This window comes from Thiohalorhabdus sp. Cl-TMA, assembly GCF_041821045.1.
GTDB classification, from domain to species: domain Bacteria; phylum Pseudomonadota; class Gammaproteobacteria; order Thiohalorhabdales; family Thiohalorhabdaceae; genus Thiohalorhabdus; species Thiohalorhabdus methylotropha.
On the sequence record NZ_JBGUAW010000012.1, the window covers coordinates 38222 to 55695 of the forward strand.

General features: G+C 67.9%; 16 protein-coding genes. All 16 read left to right on the forward strand.

Going from position 1 to position 17474, the window contains the following annotated elements; all coding sequences use genetic code 11:
- The 16 genes from ACERLL_RS15875 (at nt 1) to ACERLL_RS15950 (ending at nt 17277) form a co-directional block, all read left to right on the forward strand.
- Nucleotides 1-1230, forward strand: a complete 1230-nt coding sequence (locus ACERLL_RS15875; RefSeq protein WP_373657084.1) for a type II secretion system F family protein — start codon at nt 1-3, stop codon at nt 1228-1230.
- Nucleotides 1227-3248 carry an O-antigen ligase family protein gene (locus tag ACERLL_RS15880; RefSeq protein WP_373657085.1) on the forward strand — a complete coding sequence of 674 codons (2022 nt, stop codon included), beginning with the start codon at nt 1227-1229 and terminating at the stop codon, nt 3246-3248. The genes ACERLL_RS15875 and ACERLL_RS15880 overlap by 4 nt, the downstream gene beginning before the upstream one ends.
- Nucleotides 3249-3331: 83 nt before the next feature.
- Nucleotides 3332-3817, forward strand: a complete 486-nt coding sequence (locus ACERLL_RS15885; protein ID WP_373657086.1) for a pilus assembly FimT family protein — start codon at nt 3332-3334, stop codon at nt 3815-3817.
- A 2-nt stretch (nt 3818-3819) separates the two neighbouring features.
- Entirely contained in the window at nt 3820-4419 is a 600-nt protein-coding gene (locus ACERLL_RS15890; protein ID WP_373657087.1) for a prepilin-type N-terminal cleavage/methylation domain-containing protein, read from the forward strand.
- Nucleotides 4420-4530: 111 nt separating this feature from the next.
- Entirely contained in the window at nt 4531-5031 is a 501-nt protein-coding gene (locus ACERLL_RS15895; protein ID WP_373657088.1) for a pilus assembly FimT family protein, read from the forward strand.
- The gene (locus tag ACERLL_RS15900; RefSeq protein WP_373657089.1) at nt 5021-5647 is read left to right on the forward strand and encodes a prepilin-type N-terminal cleavage/methylation domain-containing protein; all 627 of its coding nucleotides are present in this window, start codon (nt 5021-5023) and stop codon (nt 5645-5647) included. Before ACERLL_RS15895 ends, ACERLL_RS15900 begins: the two co-directional genes overlap by 11 nt.
- Complete coding sequence (locus tag ACERLL_RS15905; protein ID WP_373657090.1) at nt 5647-6516, forward strand: type II secretion system protein; 870 nt, start codon at nt 5647-5649, stop codon at nt 6514-6516. Before ACERLL_RS15900 ends, ACERLL_RS15905 begins: the two co-directional genes overlap by 1 nt.
- Nucleotides 6506-6931, forward strand: a complete 426-nt coding sequence (locus ACERLL_RS15910; protein ID WP_373657091.1) for a pilus assembly PilX N-terminal domain-containing protein — start codon at nt 6506-6508, stop codon at nt 6929-6931. Before ACERLL_RS15905 ends, ACERLL_RS15910 begins: the two co-directional genes overlap by 11 nt.
- A 152-nt stretch (nt 6932-7083) precedes the next feature.
- Nucleotides 7084-10428 carry a DUF6701 domain-containing protein gene (locus ACERLL_RS15915; protein WP_373657092.1) on the forward strand — a complete coding sequence of 1115 codons (3345 nt, stop codon included), beginning with the start codon at nt 7084-7086 and terminating at the stop codon, nt 10426-10428.
- Between the two features lie 213 nt (nt 10429-10641).
- Nucleotides 10642-11757, forward strand: coding sequence for a pilus assembly protein PilM (gene pilM / locus ACERLL_RS15920; RefSeq protein ID WP_373657093.1), 1116 nt, complete (start codon nt 10642-10644; stop codon nt 11755-11757).
- Nucleotides 11757-12389, forward strand: coding sequence for a hypothetical protein (locus ACERLL_RS15925; protein ID WP_373657094.1), 633 nt, complete (start codon nt 11757-11759; stop codon nt 12387-12389). The genes pilM and ACERLL_RS15925 overlap by 1 nt, the downstream gene beginning before the upstream one ends.
- Nucleotides 12386-13057: a hypothetical protein gene (locus ACERLL_RS15930; RefSeq protein ID WP_373657095.1), complete on the forward strand. Its 672-nt coding sequence runs from the start codon at nt 12386-12388 to the stop codon at nt 13055-13057. Before ACERLL_RS15925 ends, ACERLL_RS15930 begins: the two co-directional genes overlap by 4 nt.
- Nucleotides 13047-13439 carry a hypothetical protein gene (locus ACERLL_RS15935; RefSeq protein ID WP_373657096.1) on the forward strand — a complete coding sequence of 131 codons (393 nt, stop codon included), beginning with the start codon at nt 13047-13049 and terminating at the stop codon, nt 13437-13439. The genes ACERLL_RS15930 and ACERLL_RS15935 overlap by 11 nt, the downstream gene beginning before the upstream one ends.
- On the forward strand, nt 13436-15130 hold the full coding sequence (gene mshL, locus ACERLL_RS15940) for a pilus (MSHA type) biogenesis protein MshL (protein ID WP_373657097.1): 1695 nt from the start codon (nt 13436-13438) through the stop codon (nt 15128-15130). The genes ACERLL_RS15935 and mshL overlap by 4 nt, the downstream gene beginning before the upstream one ends.
- A 12-nt stretch (nt 15131-15142) precedes the next feature.
- Nucleotides 15143-16048, forward strand: coding sequence for an ExeA family protein (locus ACERLL_RS15945; RefSeq protein WP_373657098.1), 906 nt, complete (start codon nt 15143-15145; stop codon nt 16046-16048).
- A complete protein-coding gene (locus ACERLL_RS15950; protein ID WP_373657099.1) occupies nt 16045-17277 on the forward strand; it encodes a tetratricopeptide repeat protein in 1233 nt (410 codons plus the stop codon). The genes ACERLL_RS15945 and ACERLL_RS15950 overlap by 4 nt, the downstream gene beginning before the upstream one ends.
- Nucleotides 17278-17474: the final 197 nt, after the last annotated feature.

Below are 17474 nucleotides of genomic sequence, written 5' to 3' on the forward strand. Positions count from 1 at the left end.
ATGGCCACCTACCGCTTCCGGGCAAAGGACGGCCAGGGCTACACCGTAACCGGCACCATCGAGGCGGATTCCCCTCAGGAGGCCGCGGAACGGCTCTCCGCCGGCCAGCGGGTTCCCCTGGAGATCGCCGAGGCCACGGATGAAGCCGATGGCGGAACCGGACTGCGGGAGCTGTGGAGCCGCTTCAATCGACAGAAGGTTACCCTGGAAGAGCTGATCCTCTTCTCCCGGCAGATGGCCACCCTCCTGCGGGCCGGGGTTCCCCTGATCCGTGCCCTGGCCGGCCAGGTGGAGTCGGTGGATAACGACCGCCTGCGGGAGGCTCTGCAGGGGGCGCGGGAGACCCTGGAGGCCGGGCGGACCCTCAGCGACGGTCTGGCCCTGTACCCCGACGTATTCTCCGCGCTGTTCGTCCACATGGTGCGAGTGGGGGAGTCCAGCGGCAATCTGGAAGAGGTCTTCGACCGCATGAGCGGGTATCTGGAGCAGGAGAAGGATACCCGGGACCGCGCCAGGCAGGCCGTCCGTTATCCGGTCATGGTGGTCGCCGCCATCGCCGTGGCCTTCATCATCCTGAACGTCTTCGTCATTCCGCAGTTCGTGGACATGTTCTCCGGCCTCGATGCCGCGCTTCCCCTCCCCACGCAGATCCTGATCGCCATCTCCACCACCACCCGGAGCCTCGGGTGGCTGATACTCGTGGTCCTGGTGGGCACGATCTTCGCGGCACGGCGGTACATCGGCACCGCCCGGGGACGCTACCGCTGGGACAGGCTCAAGCTGCGCCTCCCCATCGTCGGCGACATCTTCACGAAGCTGTCCATGGCACGGTTCACGCGGACCTTCGCCATCACCAGCCGGAGTGGCGTGCCCGTGATGCAGGGCCTGAACGTGGTGGTGGGGGCAGTGGGCAACCGGTATGTGGGCGTGGTGGTGGAACAGATCCGCAACGGGGTGGAGCGGGGAGACAGCCTGGCCAATGCGGCGCGCCGGAGCGGCGTGTTTCCCGCCACCGTGCTGCAGATGCTGGAAGTGGGGGAGGAGACGGGTGCGCTCGATGAAATGATGGAGCAGGTGGCGGCCTATTACGAACGCGAGGCGGACCTCAAGATCGGCAACCTATCCGCTCTGATCGAGCCGGTGCTGATCGCCGTCATCGGCGCCATGGTCCTGCTCCTGGCGCTGGGCATCTTCCTCCCCATGTGGGACATGAGCCGGGCCCTGGGGTGAGTGCCGTTCCCTCTGTGCCGGCGCGGGCTGGCCCCTGGCTGATTCCCGGGCTCGTGGCCTTCGGCCTGGGTACGGGTCTGTTCTACAACGGTCTGGACCACCGGTACCTGTTCCTGGCCGTATCGGCGCTCTGGGTGGCGCTTTTGGCGGCTCTCTGGCCCGGTTTCCGGAGCCACTGGTCGGTTCCCCGATCGGCGGTGGTCGGCGGCGTGGTCCTGCTCTGGGCCTTCTGGGGAGTGAGCCTGACGTGGTCCACGGTGCCGTATACCAGCGCCATCTACTACTGGTGGCTCGGTACCCTGCCGGTGACCTTCCTGCTCCTGGTGCTGGCCCGGGAGCCCGACCGCGTGCTGCGCGGAACCCTGTCCCTGCTGGGCGTTCTCGTGCTGCTCCTGGGGCTGGCGGCGCTGATCCAGTACTACGGCTTCCCCGAGATCCGCCGGGCCCGCTGGCCCTTCCTGAATCCCAACTCCCTGGCGGGACTCCTGAATCTATTCCTGGTGCCCGCCTTCTGGGCCTTCTTCCGGAGCGCCCGGCGGGGGCGGAGCATTCTGGCGCTGCTGGCGGCCTGTATCCTGTTCGCCGGTGTGCTGGCCACGGGGAGCCGGGGTGCCCTGGTGGGGCTGGCGGTAGGTGCCGGCGTGCTTCTGGGGGTCGGCGTCCGAGTGACGCCGCTGGTCCGGCGCCGCCGTACGGCCGTCCTGGTGCTGGCCCTCTCCGCGGTATTCACGGTTATGAGCCTGACCGGTCCGAGCGACCTGGGGGAGCGGGTGCGCTCCCTTTCCGACCCCGCCGCGGAGGGAAGCTGGCGGACCCGCCTCCACCTCTGGTCCGCCACGTGGCACATGGTCCAGGACCACCCTTGGCTGGGTACCGGACTGGGCACTTTCTTCCTCCACTTTCCGCGATACCGCCACCCGGAGGACGGCTCGGGCGGCTACTACGCCCACATGGACCCCCTGCAGTTCTGGGCGGAGACCGGCATTGCGGGCCCTTTGCTGTTCTACTTGATCCTTATCGGGGTGCTGGCGCGCACGGTGCGCGCCCTGCGTGCTCCCGGGGTCGAGCCGGAGCGCAAGCTCGGCATCCTGGGCTGGTTCGGTGGTCTCCTGGCGGTGGCCGTGCACACCCATATCACCTTTCATCTCTATCTGCTCCCCACGCTGATCGCGCTCGGAGCCGCACTGGCGGCCTGGTACCGGCTCACCGAACAAGCATTGGAGACGGAGCGGCGCCGGGTCGCGCTGCCTCGCGCGGTCCGGCCCTGGCTGTTCCAGGGCCTGGCGGCGATGATCGCCTCTCAGGCCGCTTTCCAGACCTTCCTCCCGGTCTGGGTGGAAACCGCCCAGGCCAACGCGCGCCAGCGGATCACATCCGGGGAATATACCCGCGGCCTGCGCCACCTGAACGCCATTACCCGGTTCGCGCCGCATTACGACGGCGTCTATCTGGCCAAGGCCGAGCTTATCCTGCGCATCCTCAAGGGCACGCCGACCCTCGCCCGAGAAAAGCAGCGCTCTTTGTTCCGGGAAGGACTCCGGGACCTGCGCCGGGCGGAACGGCGCAATGCCCTGCGTCCGCAGGCACCCTACCTGCGGGGCGCCCTATGGGGTTCGGCCGGCTGGCAGTCTCCGACCGTACGCCGGGACCGGGCCCGCGCGGCCTGGCGGGAAGCGCTGGGCCGGGATCCCCGGTTCCTCCCGGCCCGACACGCTCTGGCCCGGCTGGAATGGCGCAGCGGCAACCGGGAGCGGGCCCTGGCGCTTGTCCGCGACGCTCTGGCTTGGCGGTATCCGGGCGCCGGTAAGGCCTCCCTGTACCGGCAGGGGGCGCAATGGCTGTTCGAGCTCGGGCGGAGGGAACGGGCCCGAAGCTTTCTCCGCGAGGCCCAACGGATCGGAGAAGGCTTCCGCCGGGATACGGTCCCCGAGGGGGACCCGACACCGGTGGATGGGGCGCATTCCGAAAAGTCCGCATTCCTCAATGCCTTGCCCGTCCGCTTTCCGGGAAAACCCTGATCCGGTAAGGGATAGGCCTTGTCAGCCTACGCAGAACCCGCATAGACTTCCCGTCCCATACACTCTGAAACCGAGGTTGACGCATGTCCGGGCGAGGGGAAGCGGGCTTCACGCTCATCGAGCTGGTGGTGGTAATCACCATTCTGGGAATATTGGCGGCAACCGCCTTGCCGCGTTTCGTCAACATGCAGGACGACGCCCACCAGGCGGCGGTCAAGGGGGCCACCGGAGGACTGCAGGGTGGGGTGAGCCTGGCTCATTCCAAGGCGTTGGTCGTGGGCCTGCCCAGCTCGGGTAACAACAAGGACATCCAGCTCGATAGCAACGCATCTGTTGCGGTCAATGACAAGGGGTGGCCCATAGCCGGGGCGGGCGGTACGGCAGGTGGGCCGGGCTGTGTCTCCGTCTGGAATCAGGTCATGCAGAACCCTCCTTCTCTGTCGGGTACCGATGCCGATTACTCGGCGAGCCACAGCGGCTCTCAGTGTACCTATAAGTACCAGAAGGGCGGCGGGAACCCAGAAATTACCTATAATCATAACAATGGCACTGTCTCCAACGACCTGTGAACGTGGCTGACCATTTGAGCTGCGTCCGGCCCCCATCGCCCCGGGGCTTCACCCTCATCGAGCTGGTGGTGGTCATCGTGATCGTTGGCATCCTGGCCGCCATCGCCCTGCCGCGGTTCCTGGGCATGCAGAACGAGGCCAGGATCGCCGCCACCAAGGGCAACCTCGGCGCCATCCGGGGCGGCATCGCCCTGGCACACGGCAAGATCATCGCCAACGGCAACAACACCGGGGCAACCGGCACCAATCCCGACTGGCCCACCGCCGCCGAGCTGCGCGCCAACGAGCTGGACAGGCCCGGATACCCCAAGCTGGACGGGCTCCGCATCTACCAGAGCTCGGCCTCGGGCGGGGCCACCCAGCTCCCGCCGGTGCAGCTTCCCGACATGGCGAACGCCGGTTCCCGGCCGGACGAGCTGGTGGTCCGGTCCGCCAATGACGCCCGCCAGCGCGTCGGACAGACGGGCGGCAACGCATCCCGGTGGGCCTACTATCCGGGGGACAATGCGAATTCCAACCTGGAGGCGGTCTTCTACGTCCTGGATGGACGCGGTATCCGGGCCAATCAGGATGGCGACGGGCAAACCCCCAACCTCTGGTAGGGAGGCGTTTCCGTGATCCCCCGCGCACGCCCCGGTCGGTTCATCCCCGTCCGGGGCGTTTTGCCGCCGTTTCCCCCGCCGAAGACCCGATCCACGAAATTGGGCGCTCCCGTGCGCGACCGGGGTGCATTCCCCAGCCCGCGCGGTTATACGGTGATCGAGCTGGTGACGGTGATCGTTATTCTGGGCGTGCTGGCTGCCGTCGGTCTGCCGCGCTTCTTCGATTCCGGTGACTACGCCGCCAGGGCGGGTGTGGATCAGACCCTGGGCGCCCTGCGGTTCGCCCAGCAGCAGGCCATGTCACGTTTACGGCGCATCCGGGTGGAGACCGCGGGCCAGTCGGTCCGTCTCGAATACTGCGATACCGCCCTGACGCGGGGCACCACGTGCGGCGGAGCGGGCGGGAGCTGGCGGCCGGTGCGGCTTCCCCAGCGCGCCGCTAACCGCTGGACTATCGGGGTGCCGATCACCAGCGCCACCTTCCATTTCAACAGCCTGGGCCGCCTGGTGGACAGCGCCGGGAGCCCCCGCGACGATGATCCCGACCTCACCGTGGGCAGTGGACGGATCGTGCGCCTGGTGGGGGAAACGGGGTTCGCTTATGCGCCCTGAAGCGGGCCGCTCTTCCAGCGCAGTCTCCCCACGGGGCCTTACCCTCGTCGAGCTGGTGGTGGCCATCGTGGTCATCGGCGTCGGCGTGACCGCCGTTCTCGGCCTGATCGGCTCCGCCAGCCGCAACAGCCCCGGACCGCAGCTGCGCATCCGGGCCGTGGAGCTGGCCCAGAGCTACCTGGACGAAATCCGCGCGGTTCGCTGGGACGAGCGGCTCGCTTCCCGCAGCGGCTGCGTGGACTCCGGCGGCTCCACCAACTGCCCCGGGGGGCCGGACGCGGCCTGCACAGCCGGCGGTGGCTGCATGCCCGATGGCGGGGAATCCCACGCGGACGGCCAGCGGAGCCTGCTGGACGACGTGGACGACTTCGATGACCTGGCGGAGGGGACCGCCTGCGGATACACCTACCCCCTCCGGGAATCCTCCGGCCAGGACCGGTCCGACCGCTATCGGGGCTACTGCGTGGCCGTGGACGTGGCCTTCGACGATGCATTGAACGGGGTCCCGGCGGCGGACGCCAAGCGTGTCGATGTCCACGTCCGGACCCCCGTGTCCTCCTGCTCCGACCCGAGGGCCTGCGGCATGACCTTCACCACCTTCCGGCTCAACTTCTGATGCCGGGTGCCGGCCGCACCAACCGGGCTGATTCGCCCGGATTCTCCCTCATGGAGCTGGTGGTGGTGATCCTCCTGGTGGGCATCCTGGGCGGCATCGGGAGCGCCATCATCGGCAATTTCGCCGGAGGCTATACCTCCGGGGCCGAGCGGCAGCTCCTCGCCGGGCACGGCCGGGTCGCCGTGGAGCGGATCACCCGGGAGATCCGCGGGGCGGTGCCCAATTCGGTCACCCCCTTCGACGCCGGGGAAGGGGCGGGGAGCGGGCTGCTACTGATCCGGGGGGCCATGGGCGGACGCTACCGGGTGACCGGGCCGTCGGACTCCCGGCTTGAATTCGGCGCCGGCCATGCGGGGGATACCTTCCAAGCCTATGGCCTGAAAGGGCTCGAGAGCCCCGGGAGCGGCGCCGAGTATCAGCTGTTCGTCTATCCCATGGGACCGGACGACCTCTTCGGCGCCCTGCCGGGGAGCGGTGCCCGGGCCCGTCTGGCCGATCCCAACGTGAACGGCAATACCGGGTACGACACCCGGACCATCGCCCTGGAGACCGGGCAATACTTCGAGCGCGGCTCGCCCAACCGGCGTATCTTCGCCGCGCGCTCCGTGCTGGCCTTCTGCAAGCGGGGCGAGCTGCTCGCCCTGCACGAGCGTCAGCTGGCGGCCATCGGCGACGGATCCATCGATCCGGCGGATTTCTGCAATGGCACGGGCGCGCCTGTTCTGGTCAACCGGGTGGATGCCCTGGAGTTCGAATACCAGCAGGGCCACCAGAGCCGCAAAGCCCTCGTGCGCTTCTATCTCCGCCTGGGGAGCGCGGACGAGTCCGTGGATTTCCTCCAGGAGGTGCACATAAAGAATGTCCCCTGATTCCCGCACCCACTCGGAATCCGGCGTGGGGCTCGTCGCCGCGGTGTTCGTCATCGTCGTGCTCGGGCTGCTGGGGAGCGCCCTGGTGCGGCTGACGGTCACGGAGCAGGCGAGCGTAGGCCGGGAGATGGCCTCCCTGCAGGCGTTTCTCGCCGCCGAGACCGCCGTGCAGTGGGGGCTTTACCACAGTCTGAATCCCAGCGGGGGGCCGAGCAGCCTTCCGGGGGGCGGGCTCTTCGCCGCCACGCCGCCCGGCGGGCTGCGTGGTTGCGGAAGCTCGCGAGTCCTTCCGGGGACGAATCCGCCCGAGCGGTTCGGTCCGCTGTATCGGTTCCGCGCCGAAGGGCTCTGCTATCCGGGGAGAACGGAGACCACCCGGCGGCAGGTGGAAGTGCGCTTCCAGGAGGATGGGTAGGCATGGGTCACCTTGTTGATGCGCTTGGCCGCGGGACCCGGAGCGGCCCTGGAGCCGGATTCCGTCTGGCCTGCCTGGCACTTGCTCTGCTATGGGCCGGCACCGTGCCCGGGGCACCGGCATCCGGGCCCTTGCAGTGCGCCCCTTCCGCCGTGAGAAGCCAGGCGAACATCAACGAGATCACCTTCTCGGGGGCGAGCGTCGAGTTCGTCGAGCTGGAGATCCTCGAGAACGACGTTTCGGTAAGCGGCTGGCGGGCATGCTATGTCTCCAAGAACGTGGGCCCCGATTGCGTCCCGCTGGGCAACGGCGCCTTCACTGTCCATCCGGATGGCTCCTTCCAGGACACGTTCTTCAGCCCCTATTACGCACAAACCTGGCTCGTATACCCCTTCCCCAATCCGACGCCCAACTCCACCTACGGCGAGGTGGTGCTGCTCGATGGCTCCGACCGGGTATTGGATTACCTGCGGTACTGCAAGGATCTGTCAGGCAACAAGTGCGAACGGTACTGGCAGGTCTCCGGCGCCTGCGGCGCCGATTTCGAGCACGGCAGCACCAACGTGAAGGATATCTCCCGGCGTACGGACGGCGATGGTCCCTGGGAGGAGACCACCGAGGAAACCCAGGGGGAGACCAACACCGAGCCGCAGTCCCCGGATCCCGCCGAGGCGGTGGCGTACTACGCCATGGAGGAAGCCGAGTGGGACGGCACTACCGGAGAGGTCCGGGACAGCAGCAGCTCCGGGAACCACGGTACCGCAAGCGGCCTGGCGGATACCGTGGCGGACGCCAAGGCAGGGTGCCGGGCCGGTCGGTTTCCCCTTGATCTTTTGCTGCCGCGCAACGCCGTGGATACCGGACTGGACGTGGACGGGGAAATCGGCAGCCAGGGGACCATCGCTTTCTGGTACAAGGCGAACCGGGATTGGGATGCCGGTGGCGGAAACTGGCTGGTGGACGGATCTTCCTGGGGCGCCTTGAGCGTGGATATCCCCTTCCACTTCCGCCTGGACGGCAGCGGGGCCCTGGAATTCACCCTGGCGGACGAAGCAGGCAGCGCCTATGCGGTCACCTCCGGCGCTTTCTCCGGACTGGCCGGGACCTGGGTGCACCTGGCACTGACCTGGCGGGTCAGTCCCAATTTCCAGGAGCTGGCGATCTACAAGGACGGCGACCGTATTGCCAGTCAGACCTGGTCCCGGGGCGGCACGAGGTTGGCCGATGTTGCCGAGCTCTTTTTGGGAGACGCCCGCTGGCTGGGCAATTCGGCAAGGGGCCTGCTGGACGAGGCCTATATCTTCAGCGGCCAGCTGACGGAGCAGCAGATCCGGGATCTCATGGGCCGTAGCCGCGATTGCAACATCACCCTGGATCAGTTCCGGATCGACCACGATGGCGCGGGCATCAATTGCCTGCCGGAGACCGTGACCCTTGCCGCCGTGGGCAGCTCCGGCACGCCGGTTCCCGATTATACCGGAACCGTTACGCTGTCCACCTCCACCGGTAACGGCACGTGGACCCTCCAATCCGGTAATGGCACCCTCTCGGATCCGAGCGCCGATGACGGCACCGCCACCTACACTTTCGCCGCGGCGGACGGGGGCGAGGTGACCCTGGCGCTCCGCAACACCCACCGGGAGCGCCTGAACATCGACGCAGCCGACGGCACGGTCAGCGACGTCGATGATTCGGGGGATATGGTTTTCCGGCCCTACGGGTTCCTGGTTACCCCGGACCCTCTTCCCGACCAGGTGGCCGGTCGGGCCTTCGATCTGACCTTGACCGCCGCCGGCGAGATCCCCTCCGATCCCGGGTGCGGGGTGATCGAGGAGTACAGCGGCGACCAGGAGCTTCGCTTCTGGACCGTGCACGAGAACCCCGCTTCGGGGATCGAATCGGTGACCGTGGACGGTACGGCGATTCCGGACAGCGAAGCGGCGGCCGGGGACCGGACCGTGCGTTTCACGGATGGTCGGGCGCAGGTGCGCGTGAACTATCCGGATGCCGGCTCCATCCGTATCCGTGTCAAGGACGAGACCGGCATCGGTGAGCCGCCCGCCGGCAGCGGGAGCGAGGTGATCGGCGGCTCCGACGCCTTCGTCTGGCGGCCGTTCGGGTTCGATGTGCAGGTGCCCGCGGATACCGCGGAGACGGGGCCCTCCGGGGCGGTACTGGCCGCTGCGGGTCAGCCCTTCACCGCCGGGGTCCGCGCGGTGGTCTGGCAGGCCGCCGATGACGCGGACGGCAACGGGGCTCCGGATTCCGGGGCCGATCTCGCGGACAACGCCACCACGCCGAACTTCGGCAACGAGACCAATCCGGAAACCGTGGAGCTGGCTCCCGCCGTCGTCGCGCCGGCCTCGGGAGAGAACGGCGATCTGGTCAATGCGGCCTTCGATTTTTCGCCCGCGGGCGCCAGCGGCGGGGTCAGCCGTTCGGACGTGGAATGGAGCGAGGTGGGCTATGTGGAGCTGGCGGCATCGCTCATGGACGGGGATTACCTGGGGGCGGGCGGGATCGCCGGGCGGGCCCGGCAGGTGGGCCGTTTCATTCCCCACCATTTCCGCCTGTCCGCGCCCGGCCTGACGAACCGCGCCGACCTTACGGGATGCGCGGACCCGTTCACCTATATCGGCGAGCCCTTCGACATGCGGTTCACCCTGACCGCGGAAAACCGGCACGCGACCCCCACGGCCAATTTCCGGGGCGACTATGCCCGCCTGGATTCGGCCGCGGAGCTGAGCCCGGGGGCTACCGACGGAAACCGCACGCTGACCGGATCGCTTTCCGTGGCCAATGCCGCTTTCTCCGCCTGGGCGGACCCGGTAACCGGCACCGGACCGGGAAGCGCGGAGGTTTCGCTTCGTCTGTCGCTGGTCCGGGACGGCCCCGAGGGCCCCTATGCGCCCTTCCGGGTGGGCATTGCCCCCCGGGACGAGGACGGGGTGACCCTGCAGTCCTACGACCTCGATCTGGACGGGGACGGGGGCGACGACCACGCCCTGGTGGATCGGACGGAGCTGCGTTACGGGCGCCTGTACATCCAGAATGCCCACGGGCCGGAAACCGAGAACCTGGAGGTTCCCGTTCTTGCCCAGTACTTCACCGGCACCCATTTCGAGCGGAACGTGCAGGACGGCTGCACGCCGCTCAGCCGCAGCGGGCAGTCCGGGACGGGACGGATCCGGCTGTCCGACGGGGGCGGGTGGGTCAACGCGGACCAGGCGGTGGGTCTCCGTGGGGGCAGTGGCGGGCAAACCGAGGGGACAGCCGTCACCGGAATCGACGGCGGCAACGGCATTCTTACCCTGCTGGCGCCCGGCGCGGGGAGTACGGGGTACGCGGAGGTCCGGGTGGAACTGGGTGCGCATCCCTGGCTGCGCGGCGACTGGGACAACGACGGCAGCCACTCGGATGATCCGGAGGCCCGCGCGGTATTTGGCCGCTACCGTGGGGATGACCGCATCCTCTACTGGCAGGAGATATTTCCCTAGGGGTGCTCCCTTAGACCGATTGGCGGTTTTCCTATAGGATGAGCCCCGGATGCCTGGGGTTCGGGAGGAATCGCCCTTCGCTTCCCGGCGGTGTACATCCCGGGGACACACCATTCCGCGAGATGTTTCCTGCGAAAATGACTGCAAATCAGGGATCAGGTTCTGAAACTGCCGCTGTTTAACAAAAAGCGCTACGGCGAATCCTCCCTGGCGGTGGTGGATGTACGCGAAGGTGCGCTGATACTCGCCCTGCTCCGGAAGGGCGCCACCGTTCCCTGTCTGAGCGCGCTTACCCGAATCCCCCTTGCGGACCACGAGCAGAGCGATCCCGAACCCCTTGCCGAGCGGTTGGGCCGGGAGGTGGAGGAACGGGGGCTCGAGGGCTGTCCGGCCGCCACCCTGCTGTACCGGCCGCAATTCAGCCTGATCCTGACGGAGTCCCCCGGCGGGGTGGAAGGCGAGGACCTGCGGGCCGCCATGCAATGGCGAGTGCGCGACCTGCTGGACTTTCCCGTGGAGGATGCCGTCCTCGACGTCCTGCCCATTCCGGAGCTGGATCTGCCCGGCGAGGGTCCGCCCCTGTTCGTGGTGGCCGCCCAACGTAGGACCGTGAAAGAGCGGGTGCAGGCCGGCCGTGATGCCGGGCTGGACCTGCGGGTGGTGGATATCCCGGATATGGCGCACCGCAATCTGGGATTGCTGCTGCCCGATCAGGACGCCTCCGGAACCTGCCTGCTGGTACTGGATACGGAAAACCCCCTGATCAGCATCAGCCGCGGAGGGGAGCTGATCTTCAGCCGGCAGCTCGCCGTGGATATCGGCGAGGAGATCGAGGAGGTCGCCCGGCGGCTGGACGTGGAGGGGGACGAGGCGCGCCAACTGGCCGCATCGCATGGCCTGGCGGGAATGCCGGAGGCGCCCGGAAAGCGGGGGATGACCCCCGGGGCGTACCAGGGCCCTGAGGAGGGTGGTCTCGAGCTCGAAGCGGAGCCTTCCGTACAGCAGGCCGATCCCCTGCACGCGGCCCTGACCGACTACGCGGAGCGCCTGGCGCTGGAGGTCCAGCGGTCGCTGGACTATTACGATTCCCGCTTCCGTCAGGCCGCCATCCGCAAGGTGCACATTGCCGGCACGGGCAGCCGAGTGAACGGACTGGAGGAGTACCTGGCAGGGGCGCTGGGCCTGGATTTCCGGCAGTTCGACCCGTTGAGTCACCTGGAAACCACGGAGCTGCTCCGTAGCGAGGCCGGGGTCGACCAGGAGCTCCTTCAGGAAGCCGTCTACGCCATCGGTGCCGGCCTGCGGCTCATGGACGCGGGGGGCGGCTGATGCAGCAGATCAACCTCAATCGTCCGGAGCTGTGGCCGAAGCCGACGCCCTTTCCGGCCCGGTTCATGGCGCTGGCGCTCCTGGCTGCCGGTGCAGTGCTGGGTATAGGGCTGGCCGCGCTGGAATACCGGCAGGAGGGCGCCGCGGCAAGGCTTGAAGACGCCCGTCAGGAGCGGCAACGGGTGCAGACGCACCTCAATGGGCTTCGACAGGCCCACGAGAGCCGCCGCGGGGAGCTTTCCCGGCTGCGCAAGGAGGTGACGGAGCTCAAGGACCGCACCGGGACCCTTCGCCGGGCCCGGAAGGCCATGGAACGACGTCTGACGGCGGCCGGGAGCAAGGCTGAGCTGGTTCGGGCGCTGGGGCGGGCCCGAGCGGGGATGCCCGACATCTGGCTGACCCGGTTCGCGCTCACCGGCGTGGACGAGGTGGCGGTGGAGCTGGAAGGTCGCGCCCGCATACCGGAATCCATTCCCCGTTACCTGCAGGCGGTGGCCGACCAGACGGTTTTCCGCAAGGGATTCTTCGAGGACCTCTCCGCCGAGGCGCCGGAGGAGAGAACGGATGGCCTGCTCCGGTTCAGCAGCCGCACCCGGTTCAAGCTCGATGACGCCCGGGAGGCCGCTCGGTGAAGGACTGGTGGGCAAGGCTGGAGGCCCGGCTGGATGCGCGTACCCTCCGGGAACGGGTGCTGGTTTTCGCCGCGGTGACAGCGGTGCTGGGGTTCAGCGCCTACCGCCTCGCCATAGCCCCGGCCCTGGCAGAGCTGGAACGGCTCCAGGAGCGGGCGGATACGGTACGGGGCGAAGTCAAGCGCCTTCGCCACGAAGCATCCCGTCTGGATACGGTGAATTTACGGGAGGAAACGGCGCGGGTGAAAGGGCGACGGGCGGATCTGCGTGGAGCGCTCCGTGAAGAGCGCCGCGCCCTGCGCGCCCGGGTCGGCGAGTTCATCCGCCCGGAGCGCTTGATGCGGTTCTTCGAGGACCTGCTTCTCGCCCGCAATGCAGGGGATATCACGGTCAAGAAGATCAGCGGGCTGCAGCGGCAGCCCGTGGCCCTGAACGGTCCCGACGCCGCGAACCCCGCATCCGTTCCCCTGGCCCGGAAGGGGGTCGAGGTGGTGGTGGAGACGGACTACCCGAGCACCCTAGGCTTCCTGGACACGGTGGAGGGGCTGCCCTGGGCGGTCCAGATCACCGAGCTCGGCTACGAGGTCCTGTCCTATCCCCGGGCCCGGGTGTCGCTGACCGCCCATACCTTCCTGCTCGATGCAACGGGGAAGGGTGATGGCGCGTAGCCTTCGGGAGCTTTCCATAGCGGTGGGAGCGGGTCTGTTCCTTCCCGTGCTGATGCTGGCGGGCGTGACGCAGTTTCCGCCGGTCCAGGCAGGGGGCGGGAGGGTGGCCGATCCCACCCGCCCGCCCGAGGTGGCAGCGCCGGGCGGGGACCGTGGCTCGGGAGGGGGGGAGGCCGAGCGCCTCGTCCTCCAGACGCTGCTGCAGGGTCCGAGTCGGCGGCTGGCCATCATCAGCGGGCGGAGTGTCCGGGTGGGGGAGCGGATCGGCGGCTATACCGTACAGAACATCTTGCAGGATCGGGTCGTGCTCTCGGGGGAGGGGGGCACCCGGACTCTGCGATTGGCACCCACGTCCAGCATGGAAAAGGTTCCGAGTAATTGACTCGCCATTTTTGGGCCGCCTTGGCCGCCGCATTCCTGGCGACCGGCTGCGCGACGAAGGATGCTCCTCCCCGGGATAGTACACCGGCCCTGTCGTCTCCGGAGGCGGACAAGCAGAAGGACGCCGCCGATTCCTCCCGCGAGGAATCCGAGCACGCATCCCTGGATTCGGCGTCCATGCCCCCGCTTGAGGCCGCCCCGCCGCCCGGGGAAGAGCGCGGGGAAGCGGAGCGCTTCGACGTTTCCGCCCGCAAGGTTCCGGTGCGGGAGGTCCTACTGGGGCTGGTGGAGGGCACGCAGCACAGCGTCGTCATCAATCCCGAGGTGAGCGGGGAAGTTACCCTCAATCTGCGCAGCGTGACCGTTGCCGAGGCCCTGGATTTCCTGTCCCGGACCTACGGATACGGTGTCGAGCAGATCGGCAACCGGTTCCTGATCCGTCCTGCGGCGCTCCAGACCCGGACCTTCCGGATCAATTACCTGAACGTATCGCGCAAGGGCTCCAGCCAGACCCAGATCAGCTCCGGGCAGGTGACCCAGTCGGGCGCCATGGGCAATGCCCAGAGCGGGGGAAATACCGGGGACGGCGTGATCGGAAGCGAGATCAAGACCTCCTCCTCCGCGGATTTCTGGGACCAGCTGCGAAGCGGACTGGAGGCCATCCTGGAAGGCGGCCCCTCGGAGAAGGACCGCTTGGTGATGCACCCGGGCGCGGGGGTGGTGCTGGTCCGGGCCATGCCCAATACGCTGCACCAGGTGGCGGATTACCTGGAGGCCGTGGAAGGCGGTAGCCACCGGCAGGTGATCATTGAGGCCAAGGTGCTCGAGGTGCAGCTGAACAAGGCCCATGAGAGCGGAATCAACTGGGCCACCCTCGGCTCCTCCGGAGAGGGGCGCCTCGCCACCCGGCTGGGCAGCACCAGCAGTGGCGGCGCGACCGTGGGCGAGGCGCTGGAGCAGGGGGCCAGCCCCCCGGCGCTGTTGCCGCAGCTCCAGGGCATTAACCCGGACGGCTTCTTCTCCGCCGCCTTCTCCCTGGACAACTTCTCCGCGGTGCTGTCCTTGCTGGAAACGCAGGGGGATGTCAATGTACTGTCCAGTCCCCGGGTGGCGACGGTCAATAATCAGAAAGCCGTAATTAAGGTCGGTGTGGACGAGTTCTTCCTGACCGACGTGGAGCTGCAGAATACCGCCACCACGGGGGTGACGACCCAGCAGCAGAATTTCGACGTGGAGCTGACCCCGTTTTTCGACGGGATCGCCCTGGATGTGACACCGCAGATCAGCAAGAACGGCATGGTTACGCTTCATGTCCATCCGTCGGTTACCGAGGTCACCTCACAGCAGAAGCAGTTCCAGTTCAGTAATGAGCAGGTATTCCAGTTCCCGCTGGCGCGCAGTGACGTGCGTGAATCCGATTCCATTGTCCGGGCGCGTGACGGGGAGATCGTGGTCATCGGCGGACTGATGTCGGATTCCAATACCGATTCCCAGACCCGGGTCCCGGTCCTCGGCAGCATTCCCTTGCTGGGCGCCCTCTTTCGTCACGAGGAGCGTCGCCAGACCAAAAGGGAGCTGGTCATTCTGCTACGGCCCCGGATTGTGCACGGGAAGCCCGTGAAGGATGGGCGGCAGGAAGCCCTGCAGCGGATCTGGGACAGGGGGCTGCGCAAGACGGCGCCGGACGGGTGACAGGGGGAAGTCTTGTATAACAACTTTTTCGGGCTAAGCAGCGAGCCCTTCGCCCTCACTCCGGATACCGAGTTCTTCTTTAACGACCGTATCCGGCAGGAAGCGTTGAACACGCTCGTCTACGGGGTGCGCTCAGGGGAGGGCTTCATCAAGGTGGTGGGGGAGGTGGGAACCGGAAAGACCACCCTCTGCCGGCAGTTCCTGCAGGCCATCGAGGGCGAAGCCAAGACCGCCTACATCCTGGATCCCGTGCTGCGGGGCGAGGAGCTGGTACGGGCCCTGGCCCACGAGCTCGGCATCGAGCCCGGAAACCGCAGCCAGACGGAGCTGGTGGAGGCCATCAAGACGCTCATGCTGGAGACCTGGGAGCAGGGGCGCCCGGTGGTCCTGCTGCTGGACGAGGCCCAGGCTCTTCCCCTGGAAACCCTGGAGCAGCTTCGGCTGCTGTCCAACCTGGAAACCGAGAAGGCGAAGCTGCTACGCATCGTGCTCATGGGCCAGCCGGAGCTGGATGTTCGGCTTCGGGAGCCCACTATCCGCCAGCTCCGGCAGCGGATCGTCTATACCTACCGCCTGTTCCCGCTCGGGCGCGAGGATCTTAGCGGTTATCTGGAGCACCGCATGCGGGTGGCGGGATACAATGGTGGCCAGGTGTTCCGGCCCAATGCGGTTTCCACCCTGTACCGGGGCAGCCAGGGCATCCTCCGGCTGGTGAACATACTCGCCCACAAATCCCTGCTCGCGGCCTACGGTGATGGGGAGCCGCAGGTTCGGCGCCGCCACGTTCGCGCCGCCATTCGGGATACGGAATCCGCCCGCCGGGTACGCTGGCTGCCCATCGCCGGGGCGTGGGGGGCGCCGGTGCTGGCGACGGGGCACATGATCCTGAAGGGCGCCGGTTTCACGGGTCCGGCATGAGTCTCATCAATGAAGTCCTCCGGAAACTGGACCGTGAGCCCGCTTCCAGCCGGATGCGGAACCTGCCGCCGCACCTCCAGCCCGCGCGGCGGCACAGGCCCGGACAGGGCCATCTTGCCGGGTGGATTCTGGCCGCTTTTCTGGCGGGTGGGGTCTCCGGTGTCGGCGTCTGGTGGTGGACGAGCATGCAGGCGCGCCGTGCACCGGCGCCCGCCGCGGAGGGCCCGGGTGCCACGGAGCCCGCCGTACAGCAGCGAAAGGGGGAGACCCGGAAACCCGCCACCCCGCGGGAAGACGAGGGGGATACCGGCCCGGGCCCGGCTGCGGGGCAGGTGGCCCACCGGGAAAAGCCCGTTTCTCCGAAGCCCATTCCCGAGCCCCCCATGGCCGCGGCGCCGGAGTCCGGGGCCACGGCCCCGCCTCCGGAGGCCTCCGAACGGGACCGCTCCGGCGCGGCCGAGGGGGCGGAGGCCCTGCGCAGGCCCATGCTCAAGGAAAGCCCGGACATACCCCCGAAAATCGCCGTCAACCCGAATGCCGAACCGCTCCCCCGGGAGACCGCTGCCACCGGCGCTCCGGGCGCGGAGCAAGACCCGTCCCGGGCTTCGGTTCAAGTGGAGGTTCCGGATGAGGTGCGCAAACGCCGGCGGGCCTCCGCCCTGGCCCGCTCCGGATACCAGGCCCTGGAGGCGGGGCGCTACGCGGAGGCGCGCAGCCGGCTGCGGGAGGCCCTGCGCCTGGACCCCGGAAGCCCGGACGTCATGAATAACCTGGCCCTGGCCCGCTGGCGCTCCGGGCGAAAAAGCGAGGCGGTGGACGGTTTGCTGGACGGCGTGGCCGAGCATCCCGGCAACGTTCGTCTGGCCCGCAACCTGGCCCATTTCCTGATTCGGAAAGGAACTGACGAGCAACGTGCCAGTGGTGCCCCGATCCTCACCGAGGCTCTGGGCGAGCAGGACCGGGCGGAGCTTTACGCCCTCGTCGGCAGGCTGTATCGGGAATTGGGACGATTCGAGGAAGCCGCTACCATCTACCGCCACGGGCTGACCCGCAAGGGGTCCCGGTGGCGGCTCCTGCTCGGCCTGGGCCAGGCGCTGGAGAGTCGGGGCAAGCGCGAGGAGGCCCGGGAGGTCTATGGCAAGGCCCTTGACCGGCTCCCCGCCGGACAGGACCAGCTTCACGAGCGGCTTTCCGCCCGCATCCAGTCCCTCCGGCCGGGCGGCGATTGACACCGATTTTCTGGCGTGGTTTCGTTTGCGCCTTCAATACGCGGCCTGAGCAAGGCACACTGTCTATTCGGGATAGGGCAGGGCCCCTGTCTCGGTTGATTGCGTTGTTTTTCTGGATGGAGACCGACCTCCTCCTGTACCCTCCTCCCGGCCCGAACGGGCGGGAGGGGCCGGCCATGTGCCCTTGCCGAAATACA

Coding starts and splice junctions, on each gene's coding strand:
- ACERLL_RS15875 (WP_373657084.1), top strand. CDS start 1: ATGGCCACCTACCGCTTCCGGGCAAAGGACGGCCAGGGCTACACCGTA.
- ACERLL_RS15885 (WP_373657086.1), top strand. CDS start 3,332: ATGTCCGGGCGAGGGGAAGCGGGCTTCACGCTCATCGAGCTGGTGGTG.
- ACERLL_RS15900 (WP_373657089.1), top strand. CDS start 5,021: ATGCGCCCTGAAGCGGGCCGCTCTTCCAGCGCAGTCTCCCCACGGGGC.
- ACERLL_RS15905 (WP_373657090.1), top strand. CDS start 5,647: ATGCCGGGTGCCGGCCGCACCAACCGGGCTGATTCGCCCGGATTCTCC.
- ACERLL_RS15910 (WP_373657091.1), top strand. CDS start 6,506: ATGTCCCCTGATTCCCGCACCCACTCGGAATCCGGCGTGGGGCTCGTC.
- ACERLL_RS15925 (WP_373657094.1), top strand. CDS start 11,757: ATGCAGCAGATCAACCTCAATCGTCCGGAGCTGTGGCCGAAGCCGACG.
- ACERLL_RS15935 (WP_373657096.1), top strand. CDS start 13,047: ATGGCGCGTAGCCTTCGGGAGCTTTCCATAGCGGTGGGAGCGGGTCTG.
- ACERLL_RS15950 (WP_373657099.1), top strand. CDS start 16,045: ATGAGTCTCATCAATGAAGTCCTCCGGAAACTGGACCGTGAGCCCGCT.